The 20,749-nt window shown below is 59.2% G+C and carries 17 protein-coding genes; 9 read left to right on the forward strand and 8 right to left on the reverse strand.

The features are described 5' to 3' along the window. Window positions 1-80 precede the first annotated feature (80 nt). Both CLU90_RS13650 and CLU90_RS13655 read right to left on the reverse strand, forming a co-directional pair. Entirely contained in the window at window positions 81-1,469 is a 1,389-nt protein-coding gene (locus tag CLU90_RS13650) for a sensor histidine kinase (protein WP_100428170.1), read from the reverse strand. Beyond that, a complete protein-coding gene (locus CLU90_RS13655; RefSeq protein WP_100428171.1) occupies window positions 1,466-2,152 on the reverse strand; it encodes a response regulator in 687 nt (228 codons plus the stop codon). Before CLU90_RS13655 ends, CLU90_RS13650 begins: the two co-directional genes overlap by 4 nt. A gap of 157 nt (window positions 2,153-2,309) precedes the next feature. On the opposite strand from CLU90_RS13655, the gene CLU90_RS13660 reads away from it, so the two are divergent. The 4 genes from CLU90_RS13660 to CLU90_RS13675 all read left to right on the forward strand — a co-directional run bounded on the left by CLU90_RS13660 (window position 2,310) and on the right by CLU90_RS13675 (window position 5,170). Then, window positions 2,310-3,131, forward strand: coding sequence for a MipA/OmpV family protein (locus CLU90_RS13660; protein ID WP_157808819.1), 822 nt, complete (start codon window positions 2,310-2,312; stop codon window positions 3,129-3,131). A gap of 103 nt (window positions 3,132-3,234) precedes the next feature. Beyond that, window positions 3,235-3,774, forward strand: coding sequence for a universal stress protein (locus tag CLU90_RS13665; protein WP_100428172.1), 540 nt, complete (start codon window positions 3,235-3,237; stop codon window positions 3,772-3,774). Between the two features lie 46 nt (window positions 3,775-3,820). Beyond that, a complete protein-coding gene (locus CLU90_RS13670) occupies window positions 3,821-4,822 on the forward strand; it encodes a VirK/YbjX family protein (protein ID WP_157808820.1) in 1,002 nt (333 codons plus the stop codon). A 117-nt stretch (window positions 4,823-4,939) separates the two neighbouring features. Next, window positions 4,940-5,170 (forward strand): DUF6139 family protein, encoded by a 231-nt coding sequence (locus tag CLU90_RS13675; protein ID WP_092713976.1) that lies wholly within the window; start codon window positions 4,940-4,942, stop codon window positions 5,168-5,170. Between the two features lie 75 nt (window positions 5,171-5,245). Here the strand turns inward: CLU90_RS13675 and dnaE are convergent, their stop codons facing one another. Continuing rightward, window positions 5,246-8,785 carry a DNA polymerase III subunit alpha gene (gene dnaE, locus CLU90_RS13680; RefSeq protein WP_100428174.1) on the reverse strand — a complete coding sequence of 1,180 codons (3,540 nt, stop codon included), beginning with the start codon at window positions 8,783-8,785 and terminating at the stop codon, window positions 5,246-5,248. 137 nt (window positions 8,786-8,922) lie between these two features. On the opposite strand from dnaE, the gene CLU90_RS13685 reads away from it, so the two are divergent. Continuing rightward, a complete protein-coding gene (locus tag CLU90_RS13685) occupies window positions 8,923-9,819 on the forward strand; it encodes a sulfurtransferase (protein ID WP_100428175.1) in 897 nt (298 codons plus the stop codon). A 55-nt stretch (window positions 9,820-9,874) separates the two neighbouring features. Continuing rightward, entirely contained in the window at window positions 9,875-10,624 is a 750-nt protein-coding gene (locus tag CLU90_RS13690) for a class I SAM-dependent methyltransferase (RefSeq protein WP_157808821.1), read from the forward strand. 40 nt (window positions 10,625-10,664) lie between these two features. On the opposite strand, the gene CLU90_RS13695 is transcribed toward CLU90_RS13690, so the two are convergent. From CLU90_RS13695 to cysQ, 3 genes are all read right to left on the reverse strand, one after another. Beyond that, entirely contained in the window at window positions 10,665-10,931 is a 267-nt protein-coding gene (locus tag CLU90_RS13695; RefSeq protein ID WP_092713984.1) for a hypothetical protein, read from the reverse strand. Window positions 10,932-10,994: 63 nt separating this feature from the next. Next, window positions 10,995-11,774, reverse strand: coding sequence for a sulfite exporter TauE/SafE family protein (locus tag CLU90_RS13700; RefSeq protein WP_092713986.1), 780 nt, complete (start codon window positions 11,772-11,774; stop codon window positions 10,995-10,997). Beyond that, window positions 11,767-12,558, reverse strand: a complete 792-nt coding sequence (cysQ, locus tag CLU90_RS13705; protein WP_092713988.1) for a 3'(2'),5'-bisphosphate nucleotidase CysQ — start codon at window positions 12,556-12,558, stop codon at window positions 11,767-11,769. The genes CLU90_RS13700 and cysQ overlap by 8 nt, the downstream gene beginning before the upstream one ends. 633 nt (window positions 12,559-13,191) lie before the next feature. Here cysQ and cysD point away from each other — a divergent pair. Next, window positions 13,192-14,094 (forward strand): sulfate adenylyltransferase subunit CysD, encoded by a 903-nt coding sequence (gene cysD / locus CLU90_RS13710; protein WP_232731386.1) that lies wholly within the window; start codon window positions 13,192-13,194, stop codon window positions 14,092-14,094. Continuing rightward, a complete protein-coding gene (gene cysN, locus CLU90_RS13715; protein ID WP_092713990.1) occupies window positions 14,094-16,013 on the forward strand; it encodes a sulfate adenylyltransferase subunit CysN in 1,920 nt (639 codons plus the stop codon). The genes cysD and cysN overlap by 1 nt, the downstream gene beginning before the upstream one ends. Window positions 16,014-16,137: 124 nt before the next feature. Here cysN and CLU90_RS13720 read toward each other — a convergent pair whose 3' ends face one another. Together CLU90_RS13720 and gmd are read right to left on the reverse strand one after the other, a co-directional pair. Beyond that, window positions 16,138-17,067, reverse strand: a complete 930-nt coding sequence (locus CLU90_RS13720; protein ID WP_100428177.1) for a GDP-mannose 4,6-dehydratase — start codon at window positions 17,065-17,067, stop codon at window positions 16,138-16,140. 10 nt (window positions 17,068-17,077) lie between these two features. Beyond that, on the reverse strand, window positions 17,078-18,130 hold the full coding sequence (gmd, locus tag CLU90_RS13725) for a GDP-mannose 4,6-dehydratase (RefSeq protein ID WP_100428178.1): 1,053 nt from the start codon (window positions 18,128-18,130) through the stop codon (window positions 17,078-17,080). A gap of 504 nt (window positions 18,131-18,634) precedes the next feature. Between gmd and CLU90_RS13730 the strand changes: the two genes are divergently transcribed. Next, entirely contained in the window at window positions 18,635-20,698 is a 2,064-nt protein-coding gene (locus tag CLU90_RS13730; protein WP_100428179.1) for an acyltransferase family protein, read from the forward strand. Window positions 20,699-20,749: the final 51 nt, after the last annotated feature.

Consider the following 20,749-nt stretch of genomic DNA (forward strand, 5'->3'; position numbering starts at 1 on the left):
GCGTGCGCCACGCCATGCCATCTTGCGTTATAGGCACATGAAATAATTTCCGTGCAACATCGCAAGGCGCGCCAGCGCGGTCACGCTACGGCCAAGGGCAAGCGCACCTCCACCAGCAAGCCCAGGCCGCCATTACCGCTGTGCAGCTGAATCGTGCCGCCATGCTGGCGTACGACGGAAGCGACGATGGACAAGCCCAGGCCGCTGCCTGGCTGCGCCTGCTGCGGCGCGCGGAAAAAGCGGTCGAACACGCGGTCATACAGCGCAGGCGCGATACCCGGTCCCTGATCGGCCACATGCAACACGGCCTGCCCCCGCTCCGCATGCAGCGACACCGTCACGCTGCTGCCGCGCGGGCTGTACTTGATGGCGTTTTCCACCAGGTTGTCGATCAGCGAAACGAGGCTCTCGCGCTGTCCGGGCACGCTGAGCGAGACGCTGGCCTGCAATTCGAGTTCGATATCGCCCGCCTGGGCCAGGCCGGACAGGGCCGCCAGACGGTCTTGCAGCAAGCTATCGAGCGCCTGCCGCCGCGGCAACTCGCCCGCGCCCGCCTGCACCTCGCTGCGCGTCAGCTGCAGCAACTGCCCCACCAGGCGCGCGGCCCGGTTGCCGCTGTTTAAGATACCGTCCAGCAGTTCTTGCTGGCGCGCATCATGTACCTGGCTCTGCAAGGCCTCGACATTCACGCGCATGGCCGCCAGCGGCGTGCGCAGCTCATGCGTGGCATCGGCGATGAAGCTGCGTTCGCGCGCGGCGCTGGCATCGACCCGCTGCAGCAGCGCATTGATATTGTCGACCAGCGCCGCCAGTTCGCCATGCGGCGGCTTGAACGCCAGCGGCCGCAAATCCTGCGGCCCGCGCGCCGCCACCTCCTGCGCCAGCTTGCGCCACGGCCGCATGGCAAGGCGGATCGACAGCCAGGCCGGCACCAGCAGGAATGGCAGACTGATCAGCAGCGGCAGCAGATAGTAGCCGCGTGAATTAATCGTGATAAACAATTGCCATGCGCCTCCCGCTTCCAGCACCGTCACGCGCGTGCTGCCCTCGTCCAGGCTGCGGCTGCGCCAGGCCTGGCCCTTGATGTACACCACCTCCATCTGCTCCGGACCGGCGCTGCGGATACCGCTGGGCGCATCGGGCGACTTGTAGACCAGCTTGCCTTCGCGCCAGACGAGGATGCGCGGCGCCAGTTCCGGCACCCGCCCCGTTTCAAACTCCTCGCGCAAGGCTTCGTCGATGGCGCGCAAGCTTTGTTCCTGGCGCTGCGGCTGCTCGGCCAGGTTGTCGGCCACGCTGATAATGGCGTGCAGGACGCCGCGGCTCACATTGCTCGCTTCGTCCGCCCCCTCGACCATCACATACGCCACGGCCAGGCTCCACACCATGGTCAGCATCAGCATTTGCGCGATCATCAGGCGGCGCACCAGGGTGGGCCGGCGCAGCATGGCCCAGAAACGCCCCATCATGCGCCGGCACCCGGCGCGGTGGACGTCTCGCCCTGCTGGTCGATGACATAGCCGACGCCGCGCACGGTACGGATATAGCCTTCGCCTATCTTGCGGCGCAGGTTACCCATATGCACATCAAGGGTGTTGCTGGCATTGGCCAGCCCGCCGGGCAGGATGTGTTCTTCCAGCACGCGGCGCGTGATGACCCGGTTGGCGCGCATCAGCAAGGTCTTGAGCAAGGCATATTCACTGGCCGTCAGTTCCACGGAACGGCCGTGCACGCTGACACGGCGCGTGGGCACCTGCAGCAGCAGGCCGCGCAATTCGATGGTGTCGCCGTCGAAGCCATAACTGCGGCGCGCCAGCGCGCGCACGCGCGACAGCAGTTCGGCCAGCACGAAGGGCTTGACCAGGTAATCGTCGGCGCCGCCATCGAGGCCCCGCAAGCGCTGTTCCACCGTATCGCGGGCGCTGAGGATGAGCACGGGCAAACGGGCTGCGCGCAGCCGCGCCAGCAAATCGAGGCCATCGCCATCGGGCAAGCCCAGGTCCAGCAGCACCAGTTCGCAACTGTCGTGCTCGATGCTGCGCGCCGCATCCTCGAGGCTGCGCACCCAGACCACCTGCATGCCCTGGTCGCGCAAGGCGATCCGCACGCCATTGCCCAGGTCCATATCGTCTTCAATCAGCAGTATTTTCATGGTGAGTATTAAACCACCGCAAGCTGAAGAATGGGTAAAGAACCCGCCTTCATGCAATCTTAATAAAAGGCTCATTTTTCCTTCATGGCAAGGACAGATACTGTCGCCAGTCAATCGAGCCACTCCGGACTCGGTTCTCCACCTGACGGAAAACTCCATGCACGCATCTACAACCTTGTTGACCTCGCTGGCACTGGCCTGTGGCCTGAGCTTGAATCCCCTGGCCGCCGCGGCGGCCGAACCGGCGGCGGAAAATGTCTTCACCATCGGCGGCGGCGTCGCCGCCGTGTCCAGCTATTCCGGCGCCGACAAGCTGTCGGCCTCGCCCCTGATCATTCTCGATTATGCGATGGCCAATGGCCTGTTCTTCAGCACCTCGCGCGGCATCGGCTATGGCGGCGAGGTCGGCGCCTTCAGCTACAGCGCTGCATTGGGCTACCGCGGCAACCGCGAAGACCACAAGCGCAAAGGCGCCAATGGCTGGGGCGGCAGCGATTACCTGAAGGGCATGGGCGAAGTCAAAGGCAATGCCAGCGCCCTGCTGAGCGCCGGCTATTCCCCCTTGCCGGGCCTGTCGCTGACCGTCTCGAGCGACATTCCCCTGTCGAACCGCGAAAACGGCGCGAACGTGCATTTCGGCGCCAGCGGCCAGGTTTACGGCAGGTCCGACGCCCAGGGCGTGCAGAAGGACAGCGTGACCATCGCCGGCCAGCTCGCCTGGGGCGAGCGCAAATACGTGCAGACCATGTACGGCGTGACGGCGACCCAGGCAGCAAATACCTCGTTCAAGCAATACACGCCAAAAGGCGGTTTCTATGAAGCGCAAGCCACGGTCAACTGGGAGCACCGCATCGATGCGCGCTGGGGCGTCAATACGCTGATCGGCGTCGAGAGCCGCCTGGGCGACGCGGCCAAGAGCCCCATCGTGCAACGCAAGACATCGCCGATCGGCGCCGTGTACGTCACCTACCGCTATTAAAATCGGCGCCGCATAAGGGAAGCCCGTACGCTGTTTCGCCAATTTACACGGGACGGGGGCCTGGATAAGATGGCATGGTTTTTCCACCACGGCCTTCTCTTTCATGCATGCATCGTGCCTTGCCACGCAACGCCACCGCGCCCCGGACAGCGCCGCGGGTGCCTGCGGCAAGCCGGGCCAGGATACCTTGCAGCTGCTCCTGCCCGTCAAGCGCGCCAGCGACATCGTCTACGGCGCGCGCTATGCCAGGCGCCTGCAGGAATGGGGCATCAAAGTCCGCGTCAGCCTGTTGCACGTAACAGCGGCGCCGCGGCGCCAGGCCGATGAGCTGCCCCGGCACAGCGCCGGCGAGTGCCAGGCGATTGACCTGGCCACGCAGCACATGATGCACGAGGCGGGACTCTACCTGAGCCGTTCCCATATCGCCTTCAGCACCCACATTTTCGCCGGCGAGCTGCTGTTTACGATACTCGATACGGCCGAGCTGCTGGGTTGCCACGAAGTGGTCTTGCCGGCGCACCGGCGCAGCGGCTGGCCGCGCCGTTTTTCAGGTGGACTGGCCGGCAAGCTGGCGCGTGGCAGCCGCGGCACCACCATCCTGCTGGCAAACCACGAGGGCGTCAGCAGCCCGGTACCCGTCTGAGCCGAAACGGCTTCGACGTTCTCCCTTTATCATGGACATGCGCACGATGATGCCAACTATTACCCTGTCTGACGGCTTGATGGCGATGCCGAACGGCATGCGCCGCTGGCGCGAAATGCTCAAGCTGCACCTGCGCGCCCGCGTGCAGCAGCGCGAGACCCGCCTCTGGCTACAACTGCTGAACTCGCATCCGGCTTTTCATGACTTGGTACAAGCGTATCCGCACATGATCCACAAGGTCTACCGTCCTTACCTGAGCCTGACCCTGAATTGCCAGCAGCGCGTGGAATTGCTGGCCGAGCACTACCACTTCATCTTGCAGCAAGGCTGGGGCAAGCTGATGGGCCAAGCGGCCCACGGCCCCGTGCGCCTGGGCACGGTGGCGGGCAAGTCGGGCGCGCCCTACCATTTGCAACTGTGTTCGCTGCACCCGATGGACCGCGAAGGCGAGATGGTGCTGCAACTGATGGCCGACGACGACGTGCTGTATTCGATCGCCTTTTCCTTCTTCGGCAGCCAGCTGCGCGCCACCCTGGGCATGCGCATCGGCTGCCTGCAGGGCCCGAAGGGCGAAGACAGCGCGCACCGCGTGCGCGAAGCAACGCGCGACCTGCATGGCATGCGGCCCAAAGCCCTGATGGTGCGCCTGGTGCGCCAGCTGGGATACGAACACGGCTGCCGCAAGATACTTCTTGTCGGCAATATCAACCGCGCCGTGCACCATTCCGCCAAGAAAGGCCGTTTGTTTGCCGACTACAATGCGCTATGGCAAGAACTAGGCGCGCAAGTGCGTCAGGACGGGGATTTCGAGTTGGCGTGCGAAAACCTGCCTTTGCCGGCGCTGGAAGACATTCCTTCCAAAAAACGCTCGGAAGCGCGCAAGCGCCATGAACTGACACTGGCCATGATCGCCAGCCTGCGCAGCGGCCTCGACGCCCACCGCAGCCAGGTGCAGGCCGCCACGGCAGGCGCGGCGGCCGCCGCCGGCGAGGTACGGCAAGCGGCCATGCTCGACGAGGACGAGGACTACGCTTCCGCCATCGCCTGAGCGCCTTCCCTCTTGCGGCACACGCTACAACCCGTGCACGGCACAATCCTGTTACGCTAGCGCTATCGGTATGCATTACGGTGCGCCGGTTCCCCCAACGCTTACTAGGAGGCATTCATGCGCGTAGATATTTACCGCCGGGCCGAGCACGACGGCATTTTTTCCTACCTCGCCGTGCCGGAAGGAAAGCTTATTCCGGAAGAAGTGACCAATACCGACTGGCAACTCGAAGTACGCGCCAGCGAAGTGGCCGACGATGCCGAGATCTTGCCCAACTACCATATCGAACAGCCGCACCAGCAGATCGCCGCCAAAGGCTATGCGATCACGGGCCTGAAAGACATGTAAACGAAAAAAGCCAAACCAGCATGTCTGCGGTTTGGCTTTGTTTTTGGCGTTGTCATATGCGCCCGGTGGTGCCGGTCAGTATTCGACCGCCACCTCTTGCGCGCCCAGCATTTGCTCGAGTGCCATCTGCAATTCATCCGATGGCGCCACTTTCCACTCGTCCCCAAACTGCAGCACGCAACTGACGCCCTGCGGGCTGACCCGCGCGGCGATCGGCAAGCCCGTCTCGGCACGGTGCGGCAGGATCACGTCGCGGATGCGCTTGGCATCCAGGGTGGCCGGCAAGGTCAGGCCCAGCTGGCGGCCATACTGCACGCGCGCGGCGATGATGTCGAAGGCGCTCTCGGCCGTGATGCGCAAACCGCCCGAAAAACGGTCTTCCGACACCTTGCCGACCACGGCCAGGAATTCATCTTCCTTGAAGATTTTCCGGTTGGCGTCGAACAATTCGCCGTACACCGTCACTTCCACCGTGCCGCTCTTGTCGTCCAGGGTGACGATGAGTATCTTGCCCCGTTGCGTCATCTGCGTGCGCAAGCCCGTGATGACGCCGGCCATCATGCGCGGTTCGCGCGACGGCGACAGTTCCGACAATTTCGTGCGCGCGAAGCGGCGCGCCTCGGGCGCATACGAATCGAACAGGTGGCCGGACAAATAAAAGCCCAGCGCGATCTTTTCTTCCGTCAGCCGCTGTTTATCGCTCCACACGGGCACCTTGACGTACTCGGGCGGCGCCACCATGTCGCTGTCGTCGCCGCCGAACAGGCTCACCTGGTTGGCCGCCTTGGCGGCCTGGTCCGCGCATTCCATCGCGAACGCCACGGACGCGAGCAGGATGGCGCGGTCGACCTTCAGGCAATCGAAGGCGCCGCTGCGGATCAGCGACTCGATGGTGCGGCGGTTGATCTGTTTTTTATCCACGCGCTTGCAGAAATCGAACAGGCTCGTAAAGGGACCGCCCGCCTCGCGCGCGGCGATGATGGCTTCGATGGCGTTCTGCCCGGAACCTTTCACGGCGCCCAGGCCATAGCGGATCTGCGTGACTTTCTTGCCGCTCACGGACGGCGGCGCGCCGCTCGGCGTGAAACGGTAATCGGATTCGTTGATATCCGGCGGCAACAAGGTCAGCTTGCAGATCTCCAGCGAGTCTTCCACCAGGATCTTGATCTTGTCCGTGTCGTCCATGGCCAGCGACAAGTTGGCTGCCATGAAGGCGGCCGTGTGGTGCGCTTTCAGATACGCCGTGTGGTACGACAGCAAGGCGTAGGCGGCGGCGTGCGATTTGTTAAAACCGTAGCCGGCGAACTTTTCCATCAAGTCGAAGATCTCGTCGGCCTTTTCCGCCGTCAAGCCATCTTTCGCCGCACCGGCGCGGAAGATCTCGCGATGCTCGGCCATCTCTTCGGCTTTCTTTTTACCCATGGCGCGGCGCAGCATGTCGGCGCCGCCCAGCGAGTAGCCGCCGACGATCTGCGCCATCTGCATCACCTGCTCCTGATACACCATGATGCCGTAGGTTTCGGACAGAATCGATTCCGTGCGCGGATCGGGATAGTCGAAGCGTTCACCGTGCTTGCGCTTGCAAAAATCTGGAATCAGGTCCATCGGGCCCGGACGGTACAAAGCCACGAGCGCGATAATGTCCTCGAAGCGGTCGGGACGCGCGTCTTTCAGCATGCCCTGCATGCCGCGCGACTCGAGCTGGAACACGGCCACGGTCTTGGCCTTGGTCAGCAGGTCGTAGGACGGCTTGTCGTTCAGCGGCAAGGTCGCCAGGTCGAAGTTCGCCTGCGCGGGATCGAGCTGCTTGATATAGCGCACGGCGCGGTCAAGAATCGTCAGGGTCGTCAGACCCAAGAAGTCGAACTTCACAAGGCCGACGGCCTCCACGTCATCCTTGTCGTACTGCGACACGACGCCCGAGTCGCCGCCCTGCGTGTACAGCGGGCAGAAATCCGTCAGCTTGCCGGGAGCAATCAAGACGCCCCCCGCGTGCATGCCGATATTGCGCGTGATGCCTTCGACTTGCTGCGCCAGGTCCAGCAGCTGCTTGACCTCTTCCTCGTTTTCCAGGCGCTCCTTGAGCAGCGGCTCTTCTTCGATGGCGTCGGCGATCGACACGGGCTTGCCCGGCTTGAACGGGATCAGCTTGGAGATGCCGTCGCAGAAGTTGTAGCCGAAGTCCATCACGCGGCCCACGTCGCGGATCGCGCCCTTGGCCGCCATGGTACCGAAGGTGGCGATCTGCGAGACGGCCTCCTTGCCATACAAATCCTTGACGTGCTGGATGACCCGGTCGCGCCCTTCCTGGCAAAAGTCAATATCGAAGTCGGGCATCGAGACGCGTTCGGGATTCAAAAAGCGCTCGAACAGCAGGTTGTACTGCAATGGGTCGAGGTCGGTAATGAGCAGCGAATACGCGACCAGGGAACCCGCGCCCGAGCCGCGGCCCGGGCCGACGGGCACGCCGTTTTCCTTGGCCCACTGGATAAACTCGGCCACGATCAGGAAGTAGCCGGGGAACTTCATGTTGCAAATCGTGTCCGTCTCGAACTTCAAGCGCGACTCGTAGCGCGGACGCTCCTTCTCGCGGCGCTCGGGATCGGGATACAGCTGCAACAAGCGTTTTTCCAGGCCCGCCTGCGATTCGGCGACGAGGAACTGGTCGATCGTCATGCCGGGCGGCGTGGGAAAGTTCGGCAGCTGCGGCTTGCCCAGGGTCAAGGTCAAATTGCAGCGCTTGGCGATTTCCACGGAATTGGCCAGCGCGGCCGGCAAGTCGGCGAACAGTTCGGCCATATCGGCCTGCGACAGGAAGCGCTGGCTGTCATTGAAGCGTTTCACGCGCTTGGCGTTGGCCAGCATTTCGCCTTCGGCGATACAGGTGCGGGCTTCGTGGGCAATAAATTCTTCTGGAGAAATGAATTGCACGGGATGCGTGGCCACCACGGGTAAGCCCAGCTTGGCCGCCAGCGCCACCGCGTGGCGCACCTGCGCTTCCTGGTTGGCCTGGCCGCCGCGCTGGATTTCAATGTAGAAATGGCCGGGGAAAATCTCGGCCCAGCGCTGGGCGTTGCGTTCGGCCAGGGCCAGGTTGCCATTCTCGATGGCGATACCGACGTCGCCGAAGTGCGCGCCGGACAGTACGATCAAGCCGTCGGCCGCGCTTTCGCCCGGGTACAAGTCGTAGGTATTCGTCGCCAGCGCCTGCAGCCACTCGATGCGCAGCTCGGCGCGGCCCTTGTACTGGTTCGTCAGCCAGGCCGTCGACAGCAGTTCGCACAGTTGCAGATAACCCATGCGGTTTTTCGCCAGCAGCAGCAGCCGCGACGGTTTTTCGCGGTTGTCGTCATTCGTGATCCACACGTCGACGCCGACGATGGGCTTGATGCCCTTGCCGCGCGCTTCCTTGTAGAACTTGACCATGCCAAACAGGTTCGACAGGTCGGTGACGGCCAGCGCCACCTGCTTGTCCTTCGCGGCCGCCTTGACCACGTCGTCGATGCGCACCAGGCCATCGACGATCGAGTACTCCGAGTGCACGCGCAAATGGACGAAAGCAGGACCGGGCTGCATCGCTTGCTGTGAACCTGCCGGAGTGCCGGCCTCTTGCATTACCATTTCCATCCTGTGTACCGTTTCGTGCAAAATTCAATGGGGTCTATTCTACCGCGTCGCGGGTGCGGACCGGGTATCCCGTCCGGCCTGTCGGGCTTATAATATCGGCTGTTCAGTCTAAGCCGATCGCCATCATGCAAGCCATCAACCCAGCAACACCCGCCGTTTCCGCCGCCGCCAGCCCGCTGGCCGCCACGTTTGTCAATATCGCCGCGTATAAATTCATCACGCTCGACGATACGGAAACCATGCGTCCCTTGTATCAGGAGCAATGCCTGGCGCTGGAACTGAAGGGCACGATCCTGCTGACGCCGGAAGGCATCAATATGTTCCTGTCGGGCACGCGCGAGCATATCGACAACTTCCTCGCCTGGGTGCGCAGCGACGCGCGCCTGGCCGATCTGGAATGGAAGGAAAGCTTGTCGAACGAGCAATCGCACAAGCGCATGCTGGTCAAGCTGAAAAAGGAAATCATCACCATGCGCATGCCGCTGATCAAGCCGGAACTGGGCCGCGCCCCGTCCGTCGATGCGCACACGCTCAAGCGCTGGCTCGACGCCGGCGTCGACGATGCGGGCAAACCCGTGGTCATGATGGAAACGCGCAACGCCTTTGAAGTGGACGTGGGCACGTTCAACAACACGCTCGACTACCGTATCGACAAGTTCACGGAATTCCCGGCCGTCGCCGCCGCGCACAAGGACGAACTGGAAGGCAAGACCGTCGTCACCTTCTGCACGGGCGGCATCCGCTGCGAAAAGGCTGCCATCCACATGAAGGAAATCGGCTACGACAGCGTGTACCAGCTCGACGGCGGCATCCTCAAGTATTTTGAAGAAGTGGGCGGCGAGCACTACACGGGCGACTGCTTCGTGTTCGACTACCGCACGGCGCTGAACCCGAAACTGGAACCGACGGAAACCGTGCAGTGTTTCGTCTGCCGCGCCGTCGTCACGCCGCGCCAGCAGCTGGCGCCGGAATATGTGTATGAGGTGTCTTGCCCGCATTGCTTTGACAAAAAACAGGCGTAGGCGCCGGTACGGCGCATCGCGCGCAGAGTGGACTCTTGACGAAGGAAAGCTAAAAATGCAATTTTTTAACAAGTTCGACCGGTTTTATACGACCAGTGTTACCAGCCCGTTTCCAGACCGCCTCAACGGACGTCACGCTGCGATTATTGCCCGCAATAGCGATCAACTGGCGGGCAAGCGGATCCTCGATATCGCCAGCCATGACGGGCGCTGGACTTTCGCCGCCCTGCAGGCCGGAGCGGCGCATGTGACGGGAATCGAACCGCGTCAGGAATTGATTGACAATGCCATCGCCACCTTCGATCAGTATGGCATCGATCGGTCGCGCTACACCTTCCACTGCGGCGACGTGTTCGAACACCTGCAGGCACAGACTTACGACGTGGTCCTGTGCCTGGGCTTTTATTACCATACGGTCCGCCACGCGGAATTGCTCGACCGCATCGAGCGCACGGGCGCCACCTTTGTCATTATCGATACGGAAGTCATCCCGCCCGAAGGCAATGCAGGCTCGGCCGCTAGCGACGATAGCCGCTTGGTGTTCAATAACCCCAACAGCATACAGCTGCTGCGCGAACCGGTCGATGACCAGCAGATGGCGTGCAGCGACTCCCTGACCCGCAATGGCCATACTCTGGTGGGCCGCCCGTCGCGCGCCGCCGTCGAGTATCTGGCCAATCATTTCGGCTACACATCGCAGAATTATGACTGGGCAGCCTACTTCGCGGACCATCCCGAACACAGCGCGACGATGAACGATTACCACAAAGGCTGGCGCGAGACGTTTTACCTGTCCCGCAAATAAGCGGGCCCGGCCACGTTGCGGCCGCATGCGCCGCAACGTATCAGGCCGGCTGCTCTTCGCTGACCAGGCAGATATCGCCCTGCCAGGACACATAGCCCGATGATTTGATGTGCCACTTGAAGACGCCTGCGGCGATCTGGTCTTCCGAGGTGACGACTGGCGCGCTGAAGCGCACTTCCGAGGCAAATTCCTGCGTCAGCTCCAGCACGCCGTCATGTTCGCCCTGCTGCGTCAGCACGCGCCATGGCAAGGGATTATCATTGTCATTGCGGTTATTAAAACGGATGTAGATGTGTTTTTTTGACATTTTCTTTCTCCTTGATAAAATCAGTTATGCAGGACCAAAGGCAACGACTGCGCGGTCCGGCCCTCAGCCCAGCGTTTTGATGCCAGCCAGCAGCAACACGCCTGCCAGCGCCACCTGCAATCCCCGCGCTGAAAAATAGCGCGATAAAAAACTTCCTGCGAGAACGGCGGGCACCGAGCCTGCCAGCAAGCTCAGCAACATGTGTCCATCCACCAGACCGGCCCACAGATAGCCGCAGCCGGCGATCACGGCCAGCGGAATCGCATGGACGATGTCCGTGGCGACGAGCCGGTGCGGCGGCATCTGGCCCGGATACAGGCACAGCAGCAACACGCTGCCCAGCGCCCCGGCGCCCACCGAGGTCAGCGCCACGCAAATGCCGAGCCCGGCCCCGGCGGCGATCGTCAACGCTGCCTGGCGGCGTGCAGCGGCAGGCCGCGCCGTGCGGGCGCGCGCAGCAGCCATCGTCAATAAACGGGGGGCCAGCAGCAAGCCGCCGGCCGTCAGCAACACCAGCGCGCCCACCAGGTGCGTCAGCCAGTCCAGTTTGTGCACTTTCACGCCAGCGGACACCAGTAGCACGACCACCAGCGCCAGCGGCAGACTGCCGATCCACAAGCGGCGCGCAACGCGCCAATCGACATTCCCGCCGCCCTGATGCACGGCGGCGCCAAACACTTTGGTGATGGCGGCAAACCACAGGTCCGTGGCAATCGCCGTGACCGGCGGCACATTAAAAAACAGGAGCAGCAGCGGCGTCATGACGGCACCGCCTCCCACGCCGGTCAAGCCAACGAGCAAACCGGTCAGGGCGCCGGCCAGCGCATAACCAGCGTCAATCATGGCCGGTGGCTGCCGCACAGGCAGCGATAAAATGTGGATTGAGCACATCGGCTTTGCCGTAGCGCAAAGGTTCACCGGTCAGCGTGGTCACCTGGCCACCAGCGGCCTCGACAATCGCATGCGCAGCCGCTGTATCCCATTCGCAAGTTGGCCCCAGGCGCGGATAGAGGTGTGCAGCGCCTTCGGCGATGCGGCACAACTTGAGGGAACTGCCTGCCTGCACTACTTCGCACGGCCCCAGCGCGGCAATAAAGGCGTGGGTTGCTGCATTCATATGACTTTTGCTGGCGACGATACGCAGCGGCATGCCATGCGCAGGCAGCGCCGCGCAAATCGCCGTGCTGCCGGCCGTATCCACGCGAAACGCGCCCAGGTCTTTTGCGCCCCAGTATGTTTGCTCCAGCGCTGGCGCCACCACGACACCGAAAACCGGGCAGCCATCCGAGACCAGCGCTACATTGACCGTAAACTCATCATTGCGCGCCAGGAACTCCTTGGTACCGTCGAGCGGATCGATCAGCCAGAAATCCCCCTTCTTCGCTGGCGCATGCGCAGCAGCGTCGGTATCTTCCTCGGAAATCACTGGCACATCCGGCGTCAGCTCGGCCAAGCCACGTATCAGCACGGCATGCGCCAGCAAGTCCGCCTGCGTTAGAGGGCTGGCATCGGCCTTGAAACGCACGCCCAGGTCGGCGGAGCGATAAATATCCATGATGGCCACCCCGGCCTGTTGGGCCAGTGCGACAACGGATTGCATCATTTCACTGCTGAGGATTTGTCGCATTACGTATTTTTCCATAATTTTTACATGCATATGCTATCATCAAATCTGAAAAACGCGAATTTAAATATTTAATAGCAAATTGCGACAAGCGAGGATTGCATGACACGGCCACACACACCTCTGTTCAACCTGGATACCGACCGCATCTGGGATACTGAAAGCGCCTTCCTGCAACTGCAGGCCTTGGGGGCCGCCGACACCAAGCGCACCGCGGAGCGCCTGCTGCACAAGCTGGAAATGCTTCCTGCGGCACTTGGCACCAGTGCCATTCGCGATGAAAACGGCGCAGCCCCGATCCCGGCCGTGCTGGAGTGGGAAATCGCACAGGCGCGCAGCAAGCGCATCTTGCCGGTCTTTGCCCAATTGGCGAAGTTGCCTGGCGGCCAGGAGTGCCTGCACTTCAATGATGCGCGCGGTGCCCGCTATTGGCTGCCACTCGGGGACGCCATCCCGAGCCAAAACAGCATCGCCACCGCGTTTGCACGCCTGCAAGAGCATCTCGGCAAGCCGCTCGCCCTCTTCCCGCACGGTCAACTTACCAAGCTGTGCCGCGATATGCCGCTCAGCCCCGGCATCGGCATATGCCTGCTCAGCTATCCCACCACCACGCCGAATGTCAATCGCGGCCCGGTCCTGCCGACCTCGCGCCATTTGAAGCGGCTGGAGGCAGAGAGCATCGACATCCTGCGTGAAGCCGTCGCGGCGGGTGGCAATCCATGCATGCTGTACTCGCTGGGCAAGGATAGTTCCGTCATGCTGCATCTGGCGCGCAAGGCCTTTTACCCCTCCCTGCCGCCCTTCCCGCTATTGCATGTCGATACCCGCTGGAAATTTCAGGAAATGTATCAATTCCGCGATGCCATGGTACGCGCGAACGGCATGGAAATACTCGTGCACACCAATCCTGAAGCGATTGAAAAAAACATCAATCCTTTCGACCACGGCGCGACGCTGCATACGGACATCACCAAGACGGCGGGCCTGAAACAGGCACTGGATAAATATCAATTCGACGTGATCTTCGGCGGCGCGCGCCGCGACGAGGAAAAATCACGCGCCAAGGAGCGCATCTTCTCGTTTCGCTCGGCAAGCCACGGCTGGGATCCAAAGAACCAGCGCCCCGAACCCTGGAACCTGTACAACACCAGCAAGAACAAAGGCGAGAGCGTCCGCGTATTCCCCTTGTCGAACTGGACCGAGCTGGATATTTGGCAGTACATCCACCAGGAAGGCATACCCGTGGTGCCGCTGTACTTTGCCAAGGAGCGCGCTGTCGTACAACGCGACGGCATGTGGGTCCTCGTCGACGACGCACGCATGCCCCTGCTTCCTGACGAACTCTTTTACAAAAAAATGGTTCGATTCCGTACTCTCGGCTGCTACCCTTTGACCGGGGCAATCGAGTCGACGGCCGCGTCTTTGCCCGAAATCATTATGGAGCTGGTACATGCCAGGAATTCGGAGCGCCAGGGGCGCGCCATCGATAACGATGCATCTGCAAGCATGGAAAAAAAGAAACAAGAAGGATACTTTTAATGTCTCGCCCAAAAAAAATAACGCCAGCACCTGCAGCCAATCTGCGACCGCAGACACATCTCGATACGCTCGAAGCACTGCAGAAGCAGCAAGATAACCAGGAACTGCTGCGCTTCATCACATGCGGCAATGTCGACGATGGCAAAAGCACCTTGATCGGGCGCCTGCTGTGGGAGTCCCAGCAATTGCTTGACGATCAATTCAGCTCGCTGCAAAAAGAGTCAAAGAAGTTTGGCACGCAGGGGGACGAGATCGACTTTGCCTTGTTGGTCGATGGCCTGGCCGCGGAGCGGGAACAAGGCATCACGATCGATATCGCCTATCGCTTCTTTGGCACCAGCCAACGCCGCTTTATCGTCGCCGATACGCCTGGGCATCAGCAATACACGCGCAATATGGTGACCGCAGCGTCGACGGCCGATGTCGCCATCCTGCTCATCGACGCGCAAAAAGGCATCCAGACCCAGACCCGCCGCCATGCTTTTCTGGCGTCGCTGATGGGCATACGCCATATTGTGCTGGCGATCAATAAAATGGACTTGGTACAGTTCTCGCAGGAAATATATACGCAAATAAACGAAGCGTTCGCGGCATTTGCCGCTTCGTTCAAGTTTGCCAGCGTGACGGCCATTCCGCTCAGTGCGCTCAAGGGCGACAACCTCAGCCAGCGTTCACCGCACACGCCATGGTATGCGGGCCCTACGCTGCTCGGCTATCTGGAAACGGTCAAGCCCGAGCCATCTGCAGGCAAGTCCTGGGTCTTCCCCGTGCAATGGGTCAACCGCCCCGACTCCTCGTTCCGCGGCTTCAGCGGCACGGTAGCGCAAGGCGCGATATGCGTCGGCGACGAAATCCGCGTGGCGGCCTCCGGACAAACCAGCCACATCGCGGAAATCGTCACCATGGATGGGGCGTTAGCGCAAGCCAGCCAGGGCGACGCGGTCACGCTGCGCCTGGCAACGGAAATCGACGTGTCGCGCGGCGATATCCTGTCGCTTGCAGCCTCCCCGCTGGAAATGACGGACCAGATGGAAGCAACGCTGATCTGGACCGACCAGGATGCCGGCCTGATGGGACGCAACTACAACATCAAGCTGGCCACGCAGAGCGCGGCGGCATCCATCACCAACATCAAGTATGAAATCGACGTCAATACGCTGACACATCATGCTGCCAAACAACTCAAGCTGAACTGCATCTCGGTGTGCAACATCGCTCTCAGCAAGCCCATGGTGTTCGACAATTACGAGCAGTCAAAAACATTGGGCAGCTTCATCCTGACCGACCGTTTTACCCATGCCACCGTCGCCATCGGCATGGTGCGCCACAATCTGCGCCGCGCCCAGAACGTCCACCGGCAGGCACTCTCGATCCAGCGCCCGGCGCGGGAAAAGCTGAATGGACATAAAGGCAAGGTCATCTGGTTCACCGGCCTGTCGGGCTCAGGCAAGTCCACCATCGCCAATGCGCTGGAAGTGGCGCTGCATGCCGAAGGCAAACGCACCTACCTGCTCGACGGGGACAATGTGCGCCAAGGCCTGAACAAGGATCTCGGCTTTACCGATGCCGACAGGGTGGAAAACATACGCCGCATCGCCGAAGTGGCCAAGCTGATGCTCGATGCGGGCTTGATCGTGCTCACGGCATTCATCTCGCCCTTCCGCCGCGAGCGTGAAATGGCGCGTGAATTGATCGGTCCCGACAATTTCGTGGAAGTCTATGTCGATGCGTCGCTGGAGGTGTGCGAACGCCGCGACCCCAAGGGCCTGTACAAAAAGGCAAGGGCCGGAAAACTACCCAATATGTCGGGCATCGGCAGCCCGTACGAAACACCGGGGACGCCGCAGGTCACCATCAATACAGACACTATGCCGATCGAGCTCTGCGTAGAGACATTACTGAAAGAGTGCTTTGACTGATACTGTCACAGTCCGGAGGATCTTGCTCTTGCCCGTAGCAGCAATGATGTAAACAACACGCCGTCACTGACAAGTCGCGGGAATGCTCCCGCGACTTGAGCAACGCTTTACTTCCCTACGGAAACTACCCCGCATACATCCAGCGCAGTGTTTCCTCTAATGGCCGCAAGGCCAGTGGCCCCGTATGGACCTGCAACTTCGCATTGCTGCCCACCAGCCGCGCCACCTCGTTGCCACGCACAAAGGCAGGATTCACGTGGACATTGATGCGATAGCCGGCAATATCTGCCATCAGATCGAGCACCTGTTGCAACGTATATGCCACGCCAGAACAGATGTTGAAAGTATGTCCCGCCGCCGCATCACCGAGCGCCACCAACTTGCCGTAGCTGTCGGTAACCATGCGCACATCCGAGAAATCGCGTGCCACATTCAGGTTGCCCAGTTCAATGTCGCGCGCGCCGCTGCGGAAATGCGACACAATCTTAGGCAGCAGGAAATTCTCGTGCTGCCCCAGCCCCGTATAGTTGAATGGCCGCACCAGCATGACAGGCAGGCGGTCCATCCACAGGCGGGCCATGTATTCCATCGCCAGCTTGCTTACCGCGTAATCATTGGCTGGCGCCGGCATGACATCCTCGGTAATCGGCTCGACGTCCGTATTGCCATAAATATTCGCGCTGGAAGCGAGCAATACGGCAGACGGCTTTTTGTCAAGGCTGGCCAGCGCAGTGAGCAGATTGCGCGTACCGACAATATTCACGCGATAAATCGCCTCGACGTCCGCATGGGCGACAAAGGCGATAGCAGCCAGGTGCACGACCACATCGGGCTGCACCGCCTCGACCATGCGCGCCACCGCGTCGAGGTCGGCCAGGTCAACAGCGACAAGGTCGCCGCCGCTGTCCTTGGCCGACAGTACCGTGCCGAAAACACGGTAGCCCGCATCGGCAAGTACCTGCGCCATATAGCGTCCGGTAAAGCCATGTATGCCCGTAATCAACGCGCTTTTTTCTGCCCCATCGGCGGGCAGCGCGGTAGTCTTCCCGCTCATGGCATTCACCTTAGAAAGAAAAACCAGCTGTATTACGGCGCAGGTCGGCATCGACCATCATCTGGCACAGCTCTTCGAGCGTGGTCTTGGGTGCCCAGCCAAGTTCGCGGGTTGCCTTGGCCGGATCGCCAATGAGCAGTTCCACCTCGGCAGGACGATAGAATTTCGGACTCACGCGCACCAGCGTCTTGCCGCTGCTGCTGCAACGTCCGGTTTCATTCTCGGCCGTACCCTGCCATTCGATCTGTACACCGACCGCCTTGAAAGCCATCGTGACAAAATCACGTACGGTCTCTGTCCGGTTGGTAGCCAAGACGAAAGTATCAGGCTGGTCCGCCTGCAGGATGCGCCACATGCCTTCCACATACTCCTTGGCATAACCCCAGTCGCGCTTGGCATCCATATTGCCCAGTTCCAGCACATCAAGCTGGCCCAGCTTGATCTTCGCCACGGAATCGGTGATCTTGCGCGTGACAAATTCACGTCCGCGCAGAGGCGACTCATGATTGAAGAGAATGCCGCTGGCGCCGAAAATACCATACGATTCACGGTAATTGACCGTCATCCAGTGCGCGTACAGCTTGGCAACGCCGTATGGGCTACGCGGATAAAACGGCGTGTCTTCCACTTGCGGTATCGCTTGCACCTTGCCAAACATCTCCGATGTCGACGCCTGGTAGAAACGGATCTTCGGATTCACGATGCGGATCGCTTCGAGCAGGAAAACCGGACCGATGCCCGTGATACCTGCCGTTGTCACTGGCTGGTCGAACGACACGCCGACAAAGCTCTGCGCCGCCAGATTATAGATTTCGTCGAAATCGCCGGCTTGCAACAGGCGGATGCTCGAACCGAGGTCAGTCAAGTCATATTCGACCAGCGACAGCTTCGGATGATTTTGAATGCCCAGTTCCTCGATGCGCCAAAAATTGACCGAACTGGTACGACGATACGTACCGGTTACCGCATACCCCTTCTCCAGCAGAAGTTGCGCAAGATAGGCGCCATCCTGGCCAGTGATACCGGTGATTAGGGCTTTTTTGGTATGGTATGTAGTATTCATTAATATTTTCGCTCAACCCAAATTAGTATCTAAAACAACAATTATTTCAAATGTGAAACATTCCAACAGTATAAAATAACGAAGAACCAGCTTATTTCCATTGGCATTCATCCATGAAGAACGCTGCACAGTATATAACAAATGCCTTGCAATTCCTCATACTCCCGAACACCAACTTTCATTTATGGCAACATCGTTGTGCATACAGACTATTCTTACGCATCCACATCCTGAAGAAATAAGTGCACTAATGACAATAAAATTGCAGTCTGACGTCGTGCCTAGAGGGCAAAACATGGATGCAATTACCTTTATAAAAACATTTATATATGAGCATCTTTTCTCATTTTTCACTTGCCAAAGTGTATGTTAAAGTGCTGCTCTTCGAAGAGTCAAAGTAGCGCCCGTCCGCACTGACACCAGAGCAGCAAAAGCATTTTTTTGGTAATTTATTTAAATCATGGATATATTAATCTGCGCCGAAATTAGTAACGACGTCAAAAAATGAAAATTGAAACCAACCATTTATCTTCCTCCTCGCCTTCATTGCCAGCAATCCATCCAAAATATCGGGCTGACATAGATGGATTACGTGCCATTGCTGTACTTGCTGTCGTCCTTTTTCACGCATTTCCTTCCTTCATAAAAGGAGGTTTTGTCGGCGTTGATATTTTCTTCGTCATTTCCGGATTCTTGATATCCACCATCTTATTTTCCAGCCTTGACCAAGGGCGCTTCAGTTTTATCGATTTTTATAGCCGTCGCATAAAACGCATATTTCCTACCTTATTAATTGTCCTTATCTTCTGCTACGCATTCGGCTGGGTCTCGCTATTACCAGATGAATTTGAACAATTGGGCAAACACATCGCCGGTGGTAGCGGCTTCATATCCAATTTTCTGTACTGGAAAGAAAGTGGATATTTTGACAATTCCGCAGACACGAAACCACTACTGCATCTTTGGTCCCTCGGCGTGGAAGAACAGTTCTATATCGTCTGGCCCTTGTTCCTATGGTTTGCCTGGAAACGACGGATCAACCTGCTGGCAATCACACTACTCTTCCTGGCAGCATCGTTCATACTGAACATCTGGAAGATAGGCAGTGATCCGGTCCTGACGTTTTACTCGCCACAGACCCGTTTCTGGGAATTACTCGTGGGCGCGATACTTGCTTATATTGCATTATATAAAAACAATCTGCTGAATTATCTTGGCCCACGCCCTGACCAGAAAACGTCTGCGCAAAAAAAACACCGTGTGATACTGCAGCTTCCAGCCATCTTAGGCATGGGACTAATTGTCGTTGGGCTATTGATCATGGACAAGGGAAAACAGTTTCCCGGCTGGTGGGCCATACTCCCAACTTTGGGAACTTTTTTAATCATCGCCGCAGGTCCGCATTCCTGGCTGAACAAATTTCTTCTTTCGCATCCGCTCCTCAAATGGTTCGGACTGATCAGCTTCCCCTTGTATTTGTGGCATTGGCCGTTACTCGCATTCATGCGCATTGTCCAAAGCCAACCGCCATCATTTGAGATGCGCCTTGCAGCCGTGTTGCTGGCAATATTGCTGGCCTGGCTAACTTATACGCTTATCGAGAAACCTATCCGCTTCGGAAAAAACGGAAATACAAAACTCGTGGCCTTAATCGGCATCATGATTTGCGTTGGCGCACTGGGTTTCTATACCAAGCAAAGCAAAGGTTTACCAAGTCGCAACGTCGTTAAAGTGAATCCTGACAAAAACTCAGGGGTCAACGGCGGCGACCTGGGACAATCCGTCATCGAGTGCGGCATCAGTGACAATACCGAAAAGGCCTTGTTTGGAGACTGCAGACGCGACGTCCGCGGTGTCGCCAAATATGCCCTGCTCGGCGACAGCAAGGCGGCGGCGCTGTATGGCGGCCTGGTACGCACTTCCGATGAGAAAGGCCGTTGGATGTTTATTGGCGGCAATGGTCCGAACGGTGCACCAGTACCTGTTCTGTCCAGCAACCCTATGTACGAAGGACATCAGAGGCTGTTAAAGATTGCTCTAAATGCAATCAACAGCAATGAAAAAATTGAAACAGTAGTGATCGTTGCGGCAGCGCGTGCCCTATTCCAGCTGAAAAATGATTATTCGATTGAGGACTTACCTGACAGTAAAAATTACGCCGCCGCTCTGGCTGGCCTGCAAGCCACGACAGAACAAATTATTCATGCGGGGAAAAAAGTGATGTTAGTCATCGATAATCCGACGCTGCCCGATCCACGAGAATGTATCGGCCGGGCAACTAGCGTCAGCCTGTTGAATAAGGGTCTAATCAAACAAGTCAACCCTCGCTGTGAAATCCAGTTAGCCCGTCAGACGGAGCTGGCGCAAAACTATCGCCAGCTACTGAAGGCGGTTCAGGCAAAGTACCCGGAGAAGGTTGCTATCTTCGACACCTATCCGTATCTGTGCGATGTTGCCAGCGGAAAATGCCAACCCTTCAAGGATGGCCGTCTGCTGTACAGTTACAGTGACCACATATCTGACTATGCCGCTGGACTAATAGGAAAAGATATTAATCAAGCACTATAAGAAAATGGCCGATTACTCGGCCATTTTCAATTGCATCTGTAGCCTGGAAGA

It is taken from the genome of Janthinobacterium sp. 67 (genome assembly GCF_002797895.1).
Taxonomy (GTDB): domain Bacteria; phylum Pseudomonadota; class Gammaproteobacteria; order Burkholderiales; family Burkholderiaceae_D; genus Janthinobacterium.